This window comes from Nocardia mexicana NBRC 108244, from assembly GCF_001613165.1.
Lineage (GTDB): Bacteria > Actinomycetota > Actinomycetes > Mycobacteriales > Mycobacteriaceae > Nocardia > Nocardia mexicana.
Map to the genome: position 1 here is coordinate 108797 of NZ_BDBV01000066.1, position 15273 is coordinate 124069.

The following is a 15273-nucleotide window of genomic DNA, read 5'->3' on the forward strand; positions in this document are numbered from 1 at the left end:
CGCCACGCCGCGCGTGTCGCGATTGCCCGCTCGAGCTCGGGGCAGACGAACCGCCGCGACTGTGGTTAGCTGTGGGGCCATGAGCCTGCGCAGTGAGCAATCCCCGAAACACAATGCGCCCGTGCGCATGCCGGTGCCGAACAGCAGCGAGGCGACGGCCGTGAGCGGGCTTGCGAGCGCCGGCGAGGTGGCAGCATGAGCATGACGCTGGCCGACCTGCCCGACGAGTACCTTCCCCGCGATACCGCGGACGTCGTGCGCACGGTTCGCGACTCCCGCCCGCAGCCGCTGACCGTCCGCGGCGGCGAGTACGGCGACCACGCCGAGGACGAGCTCGCCCCGCCCGACCGCCGCGTCGTGTTGTCGCTGCGGCGGATGAACCGGGTGCAGGCCGTCGACGCCGACGCCCGGCTCGTCCGCGTGCAGGCCGGTGCGCGGCTGTCCGATATCGATCGCACGCTCGCCGCGCACGGTCTGGGGCTCCCGATCGTCGGCGACCACCGCGAGATCACGGCGGGCGGGTTCGCGGCGGTCGGCGGGCTCAGTGCCGCCTCGCACCGCTACGGCATGTTCAGCGATAACGTCGTCGCGCTCGAATACGTCGATCCGGACGGCAGATTCGGCACCTGCGGGCGCGCCCACCACGCCGACCGCTTCCGCCGCATCCTCGGCGGGGCCGGTCGCACCGGCATCATCACCGCGCTCACCCTGGAGGCCGTCGAGGTCGACAAGGACCACACCTGGCTGACCTCGGAGGCCCACCGCTTCCTCGACTTCGACACCTTCGTCGAACATTCGGTCGCCGAGATCGAGCGGCCCGGCGACGCCATGCTCCAGGTGGGCCGCTGGGTCGACACCGCGCCGCTGCGGGTGTCGCGCCCGGTCGGCACCGGCCACGTGCAGCTGGGCACGGTCCGCTTCGGCCAGTGGTCGAGCCTGCATCCCACCACCGCCACGGCCTCGCTGCGGGCCCGCCGCGAACTGGGCTCCCGAGCGCGGAAGTCGCTGGGCGCGATCGCCTCCGCGGCACGCGGCCCGGCGGGCATGCCCGTGCGCAACGCCGCCGCCGGTGCGCTGATGTTCTCCCCGAAGGTGCTGACGCTGCGCGACGCGGAGTATCTCGCCGATACGGTGATCACCTCCGCCGAGCGCGGCCCGGCCTACCGGGTGGCCGTGTTCGCGCCGCTGTCGACGTATACGGCGGTATTCCACCGCCTGCACGACCTGTTCACCGACTACCGCGAGCGCAGCGGCTGCTTCACCGTCATCTCGGCCATGACCTACGGCGTCCGCTCCCCCTATCTGCACGAATTGTCCGGCGAGGACCACGGTTTCCTCACCTTCACCTGCCGCGTCCGCCCCACCGAGACCTACACCGGCAAGTCGGGCACCTCCGAACTGCTCCGCGAGATCGACACCGCCATCGCCGACATCTGCCACTCCGAACGCGCCACGCGTTACGAGACCGACTAGGGGCCTGTCCGCCTGGGCCGCCGTCCGTCAGAACTGCACTGTGAACCGATACCACGGGCCGTCGAGGTGTTCGTACCCGATGTCGCCCTCGTGGCGCGGGCGGCCCAGAGCCGGTGCGGCAGCGGGGAAGTGCGCGAATCCGACCGGATTGATGAATCCGCCGTCGGTGTAGAGCAGGCATCCGTCCCGGTGCTTCTCCACCGTGCGGATGCGGTAGACACCGGCCCGGCCGTCGTCCGGTCGCACGCACTCGGCGGCGACCCGGTCCAGCGCGGACTCGGACACCGCCCAGCCGATCTTCTCCGGAATCCCGGTCGCGCCCACGACGACAGTGCAGCACACGACGACCGGCGCCACCGCACGCAGCCGCCAGCCGCGACTCCGGTACCGCCACGAGCAGAAGAGCACCGCCGCCAGCCACGCGGCCCCGGCGGCGAGCAGCGCCCAGACGGCGAGGACCAGGAACGCGGACGAGCCGTCCGACACCAGGACCCACAGCACGGCGGCGCAGATGCCCACCGCGACAGCCGTGATCGCGCCCATCGTGATCGTCCACCAGCGCGGTACCGCGGCGCGGGCGGGTTCGTCGGTCGCCACTATCGGATCTGTCACCGGTCGATTCCCTTCGGTGTGCCCGCCCGGCCTCGGCCGCTGTTCGGGATACGCATCATCCACCACCGCCGAGACCCACCACGGACGAAACGCGGCGCCCCGGTCGGGATTCGACCGGGGCGCCGCGTTCGTCGTGTGCGCTAGTGCTTCTCGGGGCCCAGGTGGTACTCGAACACCAGGCCGCCGACCGTGATCAGGATGCAGATCACGCCGACGCCGATCAGCCAGAACTGGAAGAACGCGAAGCCGATCGCGGTCACCGAGGCGGCCGCGGCGATCAGGATGGGCCAGAAGCTGCCGGGCGAGAAGAAGCCCAGGTCGCCGGCGCCGTCCACGATCTCGGCATCCTCGTAGTCCTCCGGGCGCAGATCCAGGCGGCGGGCCACGAAGCGGAAGTAGGTGCCGACGATCAGCGTCAGACCCGCGGTCAGCACGATCGCGGTGGTACCGGCCCATTCGACGCCGGTGCGCGACTGCGCGGTGAAGAATGCGTAGACGACGCCCACGATGATGAAGAACACCGTGAGCAGCTCGAAGATGCGTGCTTCGACCTTCATGTCAGTTCAGTCCTCACTTGCTCTCGGCCTGGGCGGCTTCGCGCGCGGTGCGGTCGGTGTCGAACGGGTGCGTGGTCACCGACACCGGCGACTCGCCGATGCTCGCCAGCGCCTCGGCGTTGGTCGCGCCCTTCTCCCGCACCTGCAGGTAGCGCTCGAACTTCTCCGGGCTCACGGCCCGGACCTCGAAGTTCATCATCGAGTGGAAAGTACCGCACATCTCCGCGCAACGGCCGACGAAGGCGCCCTCCCGCTCGATCTTGGTGATCTGGAAGGTGTTGTCGGAGTGGTTTTCCTTCGGGTTCGGCATCACGTCGCGCTTGAACAGGAACTCCGGCACCCAGAAGGAGTGGATGACGTCCGCGGCGGCGAGCTGGAACTCGACGACCTTGCCGGTCGGCAGCACCAGCACCGGGATCTCCCGGCTGGAGCCGATCGTCTCGACCTTGTCGTAGTGCAGGTAGGAGGTGTCGTTGGCGGGCAGGCCGTTGTTCGGACCCGGCTGCGGATGGCCGTCGACCTTGCGCTCCTTGTACTCCTCGATGATCTCCTGGTTCAGGGAGTTGCGCTCCTTGTCGGCGCCGTCGTAGATCTGGCCGCCCGGCAGCACCGCCTTCTGGTAGCCGAACTTCCAGTTCCACTGGAACGCGGTCACATCGACGACCACATCCGGGTTCGACACCTTCTCGTGCACGTAGTTCTGCACGACCACGGTGAAGTAGAAGAGCACCGCGATGATCACGAACGGAATCGCCGTGTAGGTCAGCTCCAGCGGCACGTTGTACCCGGTCTGGCGCGGGAACTCCGGCGAATTCGACTTCTTGCGGTGGAAGGCCACGGTCCAGAAGGTGAGGCCCCACACCAGCACGCCCATCGCCAGGGCGGCGACCACCGACCACGTCCACAGCTCGCGCATCCGGGTCGCCTGCGGGGTGACACCCGTGGGCCAGCCGAACCGCAGCACGGGGTTGTCGATCGAGCAGCCCGAGACGAGCAGCACGGTGATCCCCATGGACACCGCCAGCCCGGCCCGCCGAAGGGTGCGGCCCCGTCCGCCGGAGGTAGAGCCCCCGCCGGGGCGTGCCCCTGTCGCTTCGCTCGCCTTGTGCGCCACGCTCAACGCCTTCCTGGTCGTCTAACCGACTCGCCGCCGCCCGGCGCGGACCGGGCGACGCAATATTCAGCACGTTCGGGGATCGTGGGCGGACCGGTGCAAACGCACGGTCCGGCCCGGGAGTTCCCGAGTACTACGCAGCGTAGACCAAACCGGGTACCGCGTTGTGCCCGGGTCGCATTCGACACACCGACGACCTCCGGTTCCTCGGAAAATCCCTCCCCGCACGCGCCGCACCCCGGTACGGCATACTCGGAGACTGGGTTTCGCTCGTCCTGCCCGCACCCGATCCCGGAAACGAGGTTCTCGACGCAGTGTGTGGACTGCTCGGATTTCTGACCGCTGACGTCGCCACCGACGACGTCGTCAACCAGGTCTACGACGCATTGCAGTGTGGCCGCCACCGCGGCCCCGACGAGCGCGGAACCTGGCACGACGAGCACATCATCCTCGGCTTCAACCGGTTGTCGATCATCGACATCGAGCATTCGCACCAGCCGCTGTTCTGGGGGCCGCCGGAGAACCCGGAGCGCTACGCGCTGGCGTTCAACGGGGAGATCTACAACTACCTGGAGCTGCGCGAGCAGCTACGGACCGAGCACGGGGCGCAGTTCCGCACCGAGGGTGACGGCGAGTCGATCGTGGCCGGGTATCACTACTGGGGCATCGAGGTCTTCGCGCGGCTGCGGGGCATGTTCGCGTTCGCGATCTGGGACACCGAACAGCGCAAGCTGGTGCTGGCCCGCGACCCGTTCGGCATCAAGCCGCTGTTCGTCGCGACCGGCCCGAACGGCACCGCCTACGCCAGTGAGAAGAAGAGCCTGCTGGAACTGCTTCCGGCACTGGGACTCTCGGACGAGCTGGACGTGCGAGCGCTGGAGCACTACACGGTGCTGCAGTATGTTCCGGAGCCGGAATCGCTGCACAAGAACGTCCGGCGGCTGGAGTCCGGGTGCTACGCGATGCTGGGTCCGGGTGAAAAGCCGCGGGTCACACGGTATTTCGAGCCGCGGTTCCGGGTGGTGCCGTTCAGCAAGTCCGAGGACGAGACCGCCCACACGCCGAGCAAGCGCCCGCAGTCCCCCGGCCGGCCGAACACCGCCGAACACCGGTATCACGAGATCGCCGAGGTGTTGAAGGATTCGGTCGCCAAGCACATGCGGGCCGATGTCACCGTCGGCTCGTTCCTGTCCGGCGGCATCGATTCGACCGCCATTGCGGCGCTGGCGATCCAGCACAATCCGAACCTGCTGACCTTCACCTCCGCTTTCGAGCGCGAGGGCTATTCGGAGGCCGACGTGGCCGCCGAGACCGCCGAGGCGATCGGCGCCAAGCACTACATCCGGACGGTGAGCCCGGAGGATTTCGCGGGGGCGATTCCCGAAATCGTCTGGTACCTCGACGATCCCGTGGCCGACCCGGCGCTGGTGCCGCTGTACTTCGTGGCCAAGGAGGCCCGCAAGCACGTCAAGGTGGTGCTGTCCGGGGAGGGGTCGGACGAGCTGTTCGGCGGTTACACGATCTATCGGGAACCGTTGTCGCTCAAGCCCTTCGAGTATCTTCCGCAGGGGCTGCGGCGGCTGGCGGGGAAGCTGTCGGACCGGATCCCCGAGGGCACCCGGGGCAAGAGCCTGCTGCACCGCGGGTCGCTGACGCTCGAGGAGCGCTACTACGGCAATGCCCGCAGCTTCAACGACGCCCAATTGCGTTCGGTGCTGCGCGAATTCCGGCCCGAATGGACGCATCAGGACGTGACCGGGCCGATCTACGCCAAGCAGGACGCCGATATGGATCCGGTGGCGCGGATGCAGCACCTGGACCTGTTCACCTGGCTGCGCGGTGACATCCTGGTCAAGGCCGACAAGATGACCATGGCCAACTCGCTCGAGCTGCGGGTGCCGTTCCTGGACTCCGAGGTCTTCGCGGTCGCCGAGAAGATCCCCTACGACCAGAAGATCACCAAGGAGACCACCAAGTACGCGCTGCGGCGGGCACTGGAGGAAATCGTCCCGCCGCACGTGCTGCACCGTCCCAAGCTGGGCTTCCCGGTGCCGCTGCGGCACTGGCTGCGCGGTCCGGAGCTGCACGACTGGGCGGCCGCGCAGATCGCCGACTCCCAGACCGACCACCTGCTGGACAAGTCGGCGATCAAGGCGATGCTGGAGGCCCACCGTTCCGGGTCGTCCGATCACAGCCGCCGCCTGTGGACGCTGCTGGTGTTCATGATCTGGCACGGCATCTTCGTCGAGGACCGCATCAAGCCGCAGATCCAGGAGCCCACCTACCCGGTGCGCCTGTAGCCTTCTGACCTGCGGCTGCGCGTTCGAGACCTCGTACCTGTCGCCCGGCGGGGCTAGCCTCGGAGCATGTGCAGAAACATCACTCCCCTGCGCGGGCTGGAGCCCGCGGCGACGTCGGAGGAGATCCAGGCCGCGGCGTTGCAGTACGTGCGCAAGGTCGGCGGCCTGTCCAGTGTCTCCGAAGCCAATCGTGCGGTGGTGGAGGCCGCGGTCGCCGACATCGCGGCCGTCACCACCCGCCTGCTGGCCGAGCTCCCCGAGCGCAAGGTCCCGCCGAAGACCATCCCGCCGCTGCGCCGCCCCGAGGTCCGCGCGCGCATCGAGGCCCGCGGCTGAGCACTGCGGACCGCCGGTGAACGAGCCGTCCGAGGTCTTGCTCATCGGTGGGCGGTCCGGGGTGGGCAAGAGCAGTATCGGGTTCGAGCTGCACGCTCAGCTGTCGGATCTCGGTGTACGGCACTGCTTGATCGAGGGGGATCTGCTCGACCTCGCGTACCCCGCGCCGTGGGAGCACGAGCTGGCCGAGCAGAACCTGGCCGCCATGTGGTCGAACTATCGGGCCCTCGGTTATCGCCGCATGATCTACACCAATACCGCCAGCGTCCTCCCCGCGGTCGCCGACAAGCTGACCGCCGCCATGGGCGACGCCCCCACCGCGATCGGCATCCTACTCACCTGCACGGACGAGTCTGCGAGACACCGACTTTCACAGCGCGAGATCGGCACGGCGCTGGACCGCCACCTGCACCGCAGCACGTGCATGGCGGAGAAGCTCAACCGCGAGGCCCCACCGTGGGTCCACCGCATCCCCACCGACCACCGCCCGATCCCCGACATCGCCACCCAAATCCTCACCCACACCGGCTGGACCTAGCCCACCCACCCTCACACACCTTGCGCACATCCCGCACCCCGTGCACACTCCCGCACCCCCTGCATGCCCCCGCACCTTGCGCACGCCTACGCACCTTGCGCCCGCCCCCTTGCACGCTCACGCACCTTGCGCACGCCGCCCCTGCACGCTCACGCACCTTGCGCACGCCGCCCCTGCACGCTCACGCACCTTGCGCACACCCCCTGCACGCTCACGCACCTTGCGCACACCCCCGCGCACGCCCACGCACCTTGCGCACACCCCCTGCACGCCCACGCCACCCCGTGTGCGCCACGCAGCCCGTGCGCGAACGGATACAGGGTGCGCGAACGCAAGGCCAGGGCGGGAGGCGCGGTCGCAGTACGGCGGGGCTCGCCGGGGACGTCGCCGTTGAGGCTGTCACACTACGTCGGCGGTTTCGCGCTCGACGTGCGGCCCGTTCACGTCACTTCCGGTAGCACTGGAGGATGACGCCCGACGTGGGGAACGACCGGGATTCGGTGAATCTCAGGTCCTGGCGAGTGTCGTCGACGAAGAGCCGCTCCCCCGCGCCGAGCAGCACCGGGAAGACCAGCAGCCGGATTTCGTCGACCAGGTCGCGGCGCAGGAATTCCTGTGCCGTGGCGGCCCCGGCGAACAGCACGAGCGGCTTGCCGGGCTTGCTCTTCAACTCGGCCGTCTCGGCGGTGAGATCGGCGCCGATGGTCGACGCGGGCTGCCAGTCCAGCGGGGTGTCCGGCCGCGAGGTGACCACGATCTTCGGTATCCCGTTGACGAGCGCCGCGAGCTCCGCATCCCCCGGCGTGGCCGGATTCTCTTGCGCCTGCGGCCAATACTGCGCCAACAGCTCATAGGACTTGCGCCCGAAGATCTGCGCATCCACGCTGCCGAGCAGCTCGGCCAGATAGCCGTCCAGCTCGGGATCGTCCACCTCGATCCAGTCCAGGCCGCCGTCCGGCCCGGCAGCGTATCCGTCCAGGGTGACCATCATGTGCAGGATCAGTGGTCGCATAGCTCTCCTCGTCGAATTCGGTTGTCCCCAATCCCGACGAACCGAGTGACCAGAATTCATCGGAACCCGGCCCACGCCACCCCCTACACGTTCCCGCACGCCCTGCAAGGCCATGCAGGAGATGCGGCAACGTGCAGGGGTGCGAGAGAACGTGCAGGCAGTGCGAGAGTGCAGGTATCCGCGGTGGTGGGGCGGAAATACGCGGTGGTGCGGGAAACTTCGGTGGTGCGGCAATGCACCGGTGGTGCGGCAATGCACCGGGCGTGCGGCATCGCACCGGGCCTGCAGCAACGCACCGAGCGTGCAGCAACGCGCCGAGCGTGCAGCAACGCGCCGAGCGTGCAGCAACACGCCGGGCATGCAGCAACGCACCGAGCACACGGCAACGCGCCGAGCGTGCAGCAACGCACCGGGGTGCGGCAACACGCCGGGCATGCAGCAACGCACCGAGGGTGCCGCAATTGCACGGGCGTGCGGCAATGCACGGGCGTGCGGCAATGCACGGGCGTGCGGCAATGCACGGGGGTGCGGCAATGCACGGGCCGGTGCGGGTATGGGTCCCGGTATCACGGGTGCAGGGACAGGAGGGCTGCGGTTACGGTGACGGTGAGTTCGCTGGCGGCGCCGAGGACGTCGCCGTTGAGGCCGCCGAAGCGGCGGTGGCAGTGGCGGACGAGCAGCGCGGCGACAGCAAGACCCGCGGCGACTGCGAGAGCGCCGAGCCAGAGGCGGTCCGGGGTCGCGAATACTCCTGCGGCGACGGCGATTACGCACCACGCAGCTGCGACGATGGTGGACTGTGTACCTGCCACCAGCGCACCGAATCCGGCGCCGGGCGCCGCGGTACCACCCCGGCGGCAGGACAGCACGACCGCGACCCGACCGGCCGCCACAGCCACCACGACGGCCCACCACCTGCCGTACTCGGCCAGTGCCGCAAAGGACAGCGCCTGAATTCCGACGGCGAACAGTAACGCCGCTACCCCGAACGGCCCCGCGCCCCCGCTCTTCATGATCTCGCGCGCCCGCTCGGGTGGGCCGTAACTACCGAGACCGTCCATCGTGTCGGCCAGGCCGTCCAGGTGCATGCCCCGCGTCGCGAGCGCCAGCGCCGCCACCGCGAGCAACCCGGCCAGCCCGAAACTCGTTCCGGCCGTGGCCGATACCCACAGCACCCCGGCCGCACCGCCCCCGAGCAAGAGCCCGACCAGTGGGGCGAGCGCAATCGCCCGGCCCGCGATCACCCGATCCACCACGCCCGGTCCCCGAATCGGCAGCACCGTCAGCCAGGACAACGCCAAACGAATTCCGCTCACCGGCACCCCCACCGAACCTCACCGCCGATGGGCACACCCCGGCCCACCCGGTTCACCACAACACCACCGACACAGGCAACTACACGCCGGGTTATCCCGTTCCCGCACCCCGTACCTGCCCCCGCACCCCTTGCGTAGCTGTGTAGCGAGTGCGAGAACGCGCAGGGCGTGCGCGAACCGGTCTGCGACGACGACTGGCGCCGCGGGAGCGGGAGATACCTGTGGTCAGGTATTCCAGGGAGGGGGCTCGAGGCGGACCTCACGACCCCAGGTGGGGTGCCGCACGGGCTCCGCGCAGGCTCGGCGCAGTACTTCACCCGCCGGGTCAGGGCGCGACTTCCGATGGGGCCGGGGCGGTTTCGGCGGCGGTGCTCACTCCGGCGGCGGCGAAGGTCGACATGTCGGCGAGGGCCGCGACGGCCGCGCGCAGGATCGGGAGGGCGGTGAGCGCGCCCGACCCCTCGCCGAGGCGCATCTCCAGGTCCACCAGCGGTTCCAAACTCAGCCTGGTCAGGGCCTGGGCGTGCGCCGGTTCGGTGGAGCGGTGGCCCGCCACCCACCAGGCCCTCGCGCCCGGGGCCAGCATGTCGGCCAGCAGTGCGGCGGCGGTCACCACCAGGCCGTCGAGGATCACCGGGGTGCGACGGGCCGCGGCCTGGGCGAGATAGCCGGCCGCGGCGGCCAGGTCGGCGCCGCCGGCGACGCGCAGCAGCGCGACCGGGTCGTAGCGGTGCGTGCGGGCTCGCCACATGGCGTCGCGGACCGCGGCAGCCTTGCGCATCCACCCGGCATCGTCGACACCGGTACCCCGCCCGACGGCCAGCACCGGCTCGGTGTCGGTCAGCGTGGCAATGAGAACCGTTGCGGGCGTGGTGTTCCCGATGCCCATGTCACCGGCGATCAGCAGGTCGGCCCCGCCGTCGATCTCCTCGTCGGCGATCGCCTTCCCCGCCGCCAGTGCCGCGCGCACCTCGGTCTCGGAGAGCGCGTCCTCGCGGTCGATGCTGCCGCTCGAGCGGCGCACCTTGTACCGGGAGACGGCGGGATCGGTATCGCCCTCCACGGCGATATCCACCACCCGCACGGACGCGTCCGCCAGCCGCGCGAGCGCGTTGACCGCGGCGCCACCCGCCAGGAAGTTGGCGACCATCTGCCCGGTCACCGCGCTCGGGTAGGCCGAAACCCCGTGTCGCGCAACGCCGTGGTCCCCGGCGAACACCACCACCCGCGCGCGCTCGAACTGCCGCGGCGGACACCCGCCCTGGCAGGCCGCGATCCAGTTGCCCAGCGTCTCCAGCCGCCCCAGCGCCCCCGCCGGTTTGGTGAGCTCGAGCTGCCGCGCCTCCGCCTCGCCCCGCAACCGCGCATCGGGCGTGGCCACCGGTCCGAATTCCGGTGCGGCACCGGAGAATTCCGCGATGTGGTCGAACTCCCCAGCACTGGCGGATCCGACGGCGACACCGGCCTCGGTGGTGCGAGGACCGGCGCCGAGTTCGGCTGCGGCCGCGTCGACGCTCACCACGGCCGCCGGCGACGCAGCGTCGGTCTTCGCTGCGGCCGAACCGTTTTCAGCGTGCGAGGACGAACTCGTCTCGTCCGAATCGGGCGACGACGCCTCGGCCGCGGACGAATCCGGCCCCACCGCACCGGGAGTAGCAATCACCTCGGAGCCGCGGGCGGCGGCGGCAGAGGTGGCTGCCGCGGACGAATCCGGACCCGCCGCACCGGGAGTCGCTATCGCGTCGGAGCTGCCACCCGCGGCGGCAGGTGTGGCAGCCGCGCCGGAACCGGCCGCGGCAGACCCGGCCGCCGAGCCCGCACCGGCAGCCGGAGCGCTCGTGTCGGGACCACCGGCAGAGGCCCGGTCGACGGTCGCAGAATCCGTGTCGGAGCGGCCCGCCGCCGACGCACCGGCTACGACTGCGCCGCCCACCGCCGACGCACCGGCCGCGACTGCGCCGCTCGCCGCTGCGGCCGTCGATTGCGAATCGCCCACACCGCCGGGCACACCGGCGCCCTTGATGCGCGTCGGGATGCCCGCGACCACCAGGTAGACCTCGTCGCAGACCGCGGCGATGCGCTGGTTCAGTTCGCCGATCTCGTCCTGGAACAGCCGCCCCGACTTGGTCGCCGGGACGACGCCCAGCCCGACCTCGGGGCTCACGATCACCAGCCGCCGCCCGTACCCGGTCACGGCCGCGACCAAGGCGTCGGCGTCGGGTTGCACGGTGCCGCGCGGCGACTCCCAGGCCGCCCGCGCGTCGATGCGCCCGGTCAGCCAGGTGCCGAGATCGTCGATCAGCGTCACCGGGGCGGGATCGGCGAGCACCGCCACCGGATCGCCCTCCACGACATTCCACACGCCCGGACGCCGAACCCTGTGCGCCGCAACGCGTTCGGCAAAATCGGCATCGGCGGGATCCACCACGGCGGTCGCGACATAGCGCACCGCCCCGGCCCGCCCGGCCAGCTCCTCGGCAAACGCCGACTTCCCCGACCGCGCCCCGCCGAGTACCAGCGTCCGCACCGCTCGCCCGCTCGCCGCTTCGTCAACCACGCCAGAACGGTACCAACCATCAACCAACCCCGGACGACCTGCACACCAGTCCCCAACCACCCGAGGGTTTCCGCACCAACCACCCGAGCGTTTCCGCCCACCTCCGCGCTCCCGCCACCGGACGTCTCGCAGCGCGGACAGTGCCGCGGCGCGAACGGTGCCGCAGCGCGAACGGTGCCGCAGCGCGAACGGTGCCGCAGCGCGAACGGTGCCGCAGCGCGAACGGTGCCGCAGCGCGAACGGTGCCGCAGCGCCGACGGTGTTGCGGCGCCGACAGTGCCGACAGTGTTGCGGCGGCCGTCTTGCGGCGGCCGTCTTGCGGCGGCGGTCTTGCAGCGGCCGTGTTGCAGCGGCGGTCTTGCGGCGGCCGTCTTGCGGCGGCGGTCTTGCAGCGGCCGTCTTGCGGCGGCAGTCTTGCAGCGGCCGTCTTGCGGCGGCGGTCTTGCAGCGGCGCGGGCTCGGCCCCGCGCCTCGCCCCTTTTCACCGACCCGAGTCCGGCAGCACCGGGATTGCGGGTCGTGCCGCGGCCGTCAGACGTAGCCTCAGGTAGCCGCGTTCACCCCGTCGCCGATGATCGCGCGCAGCGTCGCGCTGTGCGCCCGATAGGCCGTGCGACCATCCGCGGTGAGCCGCAACCACACTCGCTGCCGGGTGTCGCGGACCGCCTTGCGCTGTGCGACGTACCCCGCCTCCATCAGGGCCGCGACCTGTTTACTGAGCACCGACGCCGACACCTGCAACTGCTGCTGCACCGTGCCGAACTCCGCCTCGCCGGCGGCCTCCAGCAAGGCGCAGATCCGAAGCCGGTGCGGCGCGTGGATCACCGGATCGAATCCGTCGGAGCCCGGCACGGTCATGCCCGGCCCTCGTGCATGCGCACGAACAGCAGGTGGCTCCCGACCGTGTACAGGGCGCTGACGGCCGACGCTCCCAGCAGCGGCCACGGCGAGCCCGTGCCCCGGAACCAGACCACGGCCCCCACGTTGATCAACAGATACGAGCCGAGCGCCGGCCAGAGGATCCGCGCCGGCAGCACATCCATGCGCAGCGCCACACCTGTCCGGCGCGTCCACGCACGCCCGGCGAACGCGAGCAGCGCGAACAGGACGGCCGCCATCGCGACCAGCACCGCTACCCAAACACCCTGGGGAACAAGCCATTCCGGACGGGCCATCGCGCCCCCGAACACGACGGGATAGGCCATCGCATAGACGGTCAGGACGGCGGTGAACCAGACCGGCCACGGCGTGGCGGACAGCCGCCGCACCGATTCCCGGATATCCCCCGCCTCGTCGAGCGCGATGCGAGCCTGCGCGGCCGACGGGCGGGGCGGGAAGGCTTCAGTTTCCATAACGGAAACTGTAGATCCACACTTTCCACAACGTCAACAGTCGAGTTTCCAGACCGGAAAACGTCAGGCGCCGAAGCGGCGGCGGTATTCGATCGGGGCGATGCCCACCAGGCGCTGGAAGTGGTGGCGCAGGAGGGCGCCGGAGCCGAAACCGGAACGGCCCGCGATGGTTTCCAGGTCGAGGGTGGTGTCCTCGAGCAGGTGTTTGGCGAGCAGGACGCGCTGGTTGGTGAGCCACTTGACCGGGGTGGTGCCGGTCTCGGCGACGAACCGGCGGGCGAAGGTGCGTGTCGACATGGCCGAGCGGGCGGCCAGGTCCTCCACCGTGTGCGGCAACTCGAGATGCTCGTCCATCCACAGCAGGGTGTCGCGCAGGCTGTCGGACTCGTACCCCGGCATCGGGCGCTCGATGAACTGCCGCTGCCCGCCGTCGCGCTGCGGCGGCACCACCATCCGCCGGGCGATCTTGTTGGCGACGGCGCTGCCCAGCTCCCGCCGCACCAGATGCAGGCAGGCGTCGATCCCGGCCGCCGTGCCCGCGCTGGTGATCAGATTGCCCTCGTCGACGAACAGCACGTCCGGGTCGACGGTGGCCTGCGGGTACCGCTCGGCGAGCTTGTCGACATAGCGCCAGTGCGTGGTGCACTTGCGTCCGTCGAGCAGCCCGGCCGCGCCCGCGAGGAACGCGCCCGAGCAGACGGTGAGCACGGTGGCTCCCGCGTCCGATGCGGCGCGGACGGCCTGCACCACGCGCGGATCGAACTCGTAACCCGGCGCGACCGGATACGCGGGAACGGCGACCAGATCGGCGTCGAGCAGCTCGTCCAGGCCGTACTGGGGGGTGACCGTGATACCGGGCGTGCTGGAGGTCAGCTCCCGGCCGGGCTCGGCCCCGCAGACCCGGAAGTCGAAGGCGGGCAGCCCGTCGTCGCGGCGGTCCAGCCCGAAAACCTCGCAGAGGACGCCGAATTCGAACATGGCGACGGTCTGACTGAGCACCGCGGCGACCTTGTTCAGCATGCCCACAGTGTACGTGGCCGAATATTTACGAACAATGACGCAACTGCCACTGGTGGCAGGAAGTGGATGTAGGAAAAATTACTGCCATGCTCACTTACCTGCTCTCCTTCCTGTTCATTGTCATGATCGTGCTGGCGATGCGGGTCTTCCTGCACCACGGAATCACCCTCCCCCCAATCGGATCCAGCAACATCGACGACCGCGACGCCCAGCGCATAGACATCGAACTACGCGCCATCACCGGCATGCGCGAACAAATCCCCTCCGGCTGGAACACGGCAGACCACCACACCCGGTGACCCCACCTCCCCTGCCCCCGACCAGCGTTCCCGCACCCCGCGTTCGCTCACGCACCCCGTACAACGCATATACCGGGTGCGTGAGTACACACGGGGTGCGAAGGGGCCGACACACCACCAGCCCGTGCACGGTGGCGAAGGCAGCCGTCCTCGAGCTCGCCAACACTTCCCGCACCCCGCCCACACTCATGCACCCCGTACAAGCGTTGCAGGGGGTGCGTGAGCGAACGCGGGATGCGTGCTGCTGCGCACCTGAACCTCGCGCAGCCCGTCGTCGTTCGCGCACCAGCTGCGGAGTCCGGGATGCGCGAACGGGTAAGGGGTGCGGCGGGGCCAGGCTGGGCCGGGCCGTGGCGGGGCGGGAGGCTCGGTGCGACGCTGGCCGGAAGGTTAGACCGAGTCGCCGGGGCTGACGCGGGGCTTGGGGGCGCGCATGCGGCGGATCTGGGAGGCGCGGACGAAGGCGTACCAGCCCAGCGACCAGGACGAGCTGGTGTCGTCGGGGTAGCGCTCCTGCACCCGCTTGTTGATGGTGCGGCCGATCAGGAAGCCCTCGCCGACCATGAACACCATCATCACCAGCATGGCCAGCGTGACGTAGGCCTGCACGGCCGGCGTCAGGAACATGGTCAGGATCAGCACCAGCGCCAGCGGCATGAACAGCCCGACCAGGTTGCGGCGCGCGTCGACCAGATCGCGCACGTAGGCGCGGACCGGACCGCGATCGCGCGGCAGCAGGTACTTGTCCTCGCCGGCGAGCATGCGCGCGCGCCGATCGGCCGCGGCC

15 protein-coding genes and 1 pseudogene are annotated in these 15273 nt (G+C 70.0%); 5 read left to right on the plus strand and 11 right to left on the minus strand.

Going from position 1 to position 15273, the window contains the following annotated elements; all coding sequences use genetic code 11:
* Positions 1 to 195 precede the first annotated feature (195 nt).
* Positions 196 to 1473, plus strand: coding sequence for an FAD-binding oxidoreductase (locus tag NM1_RS25765; RefSeq protein WP_068024916.1), 1278 nt, complete (start codon positions 196 to 198; stop codon positions 1471 to 1473).
* A 27-nt stretch (positions 1474 to 1500) separates the two neighbouring features.
* Here NM1_RS25765 and NM1_RS25770 read toward each other — a convergent pair whose 3' ends face one another.
* The 3 genes from NM1_RS25770 to ctaC form a co-directional block, all read right to left on the minus strand.
* Positions 1501 to 2085 carry a hypothetical protein gene (locus NM1_RS25770; protein WP_068024919.1) on the minus strand — a complete coding sequence of 195 codons (585 nt, stop codon included), beginning with the start codon at positions 2083 to 2085 and terminating at the stop codon, positions 1501 to 1503.
* A 140-nt stretch (positions 2086 to 2225) separates the two neighbouring features.
* Positions 2226 to 2642 (minus strand): cytochrome c oxidase subunit 4, encoded by a 417-nt coding sequence (locus NM1_RS25775; protein ID WP_068024922.1) that lies wholly within the window; start codon positions 2640 to 2642, stop codon positions 2226 to 2228.
* A 13-nt stretch (positions 2643 to 2655) separates the two neighbouring features.
* Positions 2656 to 3654, minus strand: a complete 999-nt coding sequence (gene ctaC / locus NM1_RS25780) for an aa3-type cytochrome oxidase subunit II (protein WP_068024925.1) — start codon at positions 3652 to 3654, stop codon at positions 2656 to 2658.
* A gap of 416 nt (positions 3655 to 4070) precedes the next feature.
* On the opposite strand from ctaC, the gene asnB reads away from it, so the two are divergent.
* From asnB to NM1_RS25795, 3 genes are all read left to right on the plus strand, one after another.
* Positions 4071 to 6056, plus strand: coding sequence for an asparagine synthase (glutamine-hydrolyzing) (gene asnB / locus NM1_RS25785; RefSeq protein ID WP_068024993.1), 1986 nt, complete (start codon positions 4071 to 4073; stop codon positions 6054 to 6056).
* A gap of 66 nt (positions 6057 to 6122) precedes the next feature.
* Positions 6123 to 6392 carry a DUF2277 domain-containing protein gene (locus NM1_RS25790; RefSeq protein ID WP_068024928.1) on the plus strand — a complete coding sequence of 90 codons (270 nt, stop codon included), beginning with the start codon at positions 6123 to 6125 and terminating at the stop codon, positions 6390 to 6392.
* A gap of 16 nt (positions 6393 to 6408) precedes the next feature.
* Positions 6409 to 6930: a hypothetical protein gene (locus tag NM1_RS25795; protein WP_068024931.1), complete on the plus strand. Its 522-nt coding sequence runs from the start codon at positions 6409 to 6411 to the stop codon at positions 6928 to 6930.
* Positions 6931 to 7375: 445 nt separating this feature from the next.
* Here NM1_RS25795 and NM1_RS43120 read toward each other — a convergent pair whose 3' ends face one another.
* The 7 genes and pseudogenes from NM1_RS43120 to NM1_RS25825 all read right to left on the minus strand — a co-directional run bounded on the left by NM1_RS43120 (position 7376) and on the right by NM1_RS25825 (position 14187).
* Positions 7376 to 7942 carry a dihydrofolate reductase family protein gene (locus NM1_RS43120; RefSeq protein ID WP_068024934.1) on the minus strand — a complete coding sequence of 189 codons (567 nt, stop codon included), beginning with the start codon at positions 7940 to 7942 and terminating at the stop codon, positions 7376 to 7378.
* Between the two features lie 566 nt (positions 7943 to 8508).
* Positions 8509 to 9258: an adenosylcobinamide-GDP ribazoletransferase gene (locus tag NM1_RS25805; RefSeq protein WP_068024995.1), complete on the minus strand. Its 750-nt coding sequence runs from the start codon at positions 9256 to 9258 to the stop codon at positions 8509 to 8511.
* A 325-nt stretch (positions 9259 to 9583) separates the two neighbouring features.
* Positions 9584 to 10678: a nicotinate-nucleotide--dimethylbenzimidazole phosphoribosyltransferase gene (cobT, locus tag NM1_RS44160; RefSeq protein WP_068024997.1), complete on the minus strand. Its 1095-nt coding sequence runs from the start codon at positions 10676 to 10678 to the stop codon at positions 9584 to 9586.
* A 612-nt stretch (positions 10679 to 11290) separates the two neighbouring features.
* A pseudogene (locus NM1_RS44165) lies at positions 11291 to 11875 on the minus strand (bifunctional adenosylcobinamide kinase/adenosylcobinamide-phosphate guanylyltransferase); the annotation flags it as partial.
* Positions 11876 to 12358: 483 nt separating this feature from the next.
* Positions 12359 to 12673 carry a transcriptional regulator gene (locus NM1_RS25815; RefSeq protein WP_068024937.1) on the minus strand — a complete coding sequence of 105 codons (315 nt, stop codon included), beginning with the start codon at positions 12671 to 12673 and terminating at the stop codon, positions 12359 to 12361.
* Positions 12670 to 13167: a hypothetical protein gene (locus NM1_RS25820; protein WP_068024942.1), complete on the minus strand. Its 498-nt coding sequence runs from the start codon at positions 13165 to 13167 to the stop codon at positions 12670 to 12672. The genes NM1_RS25815 and NM1_RS25820 overlap by 4 nt, the downstream gene beginning before the upstream one ends.
* Before the next feature lie 63 nt (positions 13168 to 13230).
* The gene (locus NM1_RS25825) at positions 13231 to 14187 is read right to left on the minus strand and encodes a helix-turn-helix domain-containing protein (RefSeq protein ID WP_068024945.1); all 957 of its coding nucleotides are present in this window, start codon (positions 14185 to 14187) and stop codon (positions 13231 to 13233) included.
* A gap of 86 nt (positions 14188 to 14273) precedes the next feature.
* On the opposite strand from NM1_RS25825, the gene NM1_RS25830 reads away from it, so the two are divergent.
* Positions 14274 to 14486: a hypothetical protein gene (locus tag NM1_RS25830; RefSeq protein ID WP_068024947.1), complete on the plus strand. Its 213-nt coding sequence runs from the start codon at positions 14274 to 14276 to the stop codon at positions 14484 to 14486.
* A 390-nt stretch (positions 14487 to 14876) separates the two neighbouring features.
* On the opposite strand, the gene NM1_RS25835 is transcribed toward NM1_RS25830, so the two are convergent.
* On the minus strand, positions 14877 to 15273 hold a 397-nt coding region (locus tag NM1_RS25835; RefSeq protein WP_157124007.1), incomplete at its 5' end, for a DUF3043 domain-containing protein.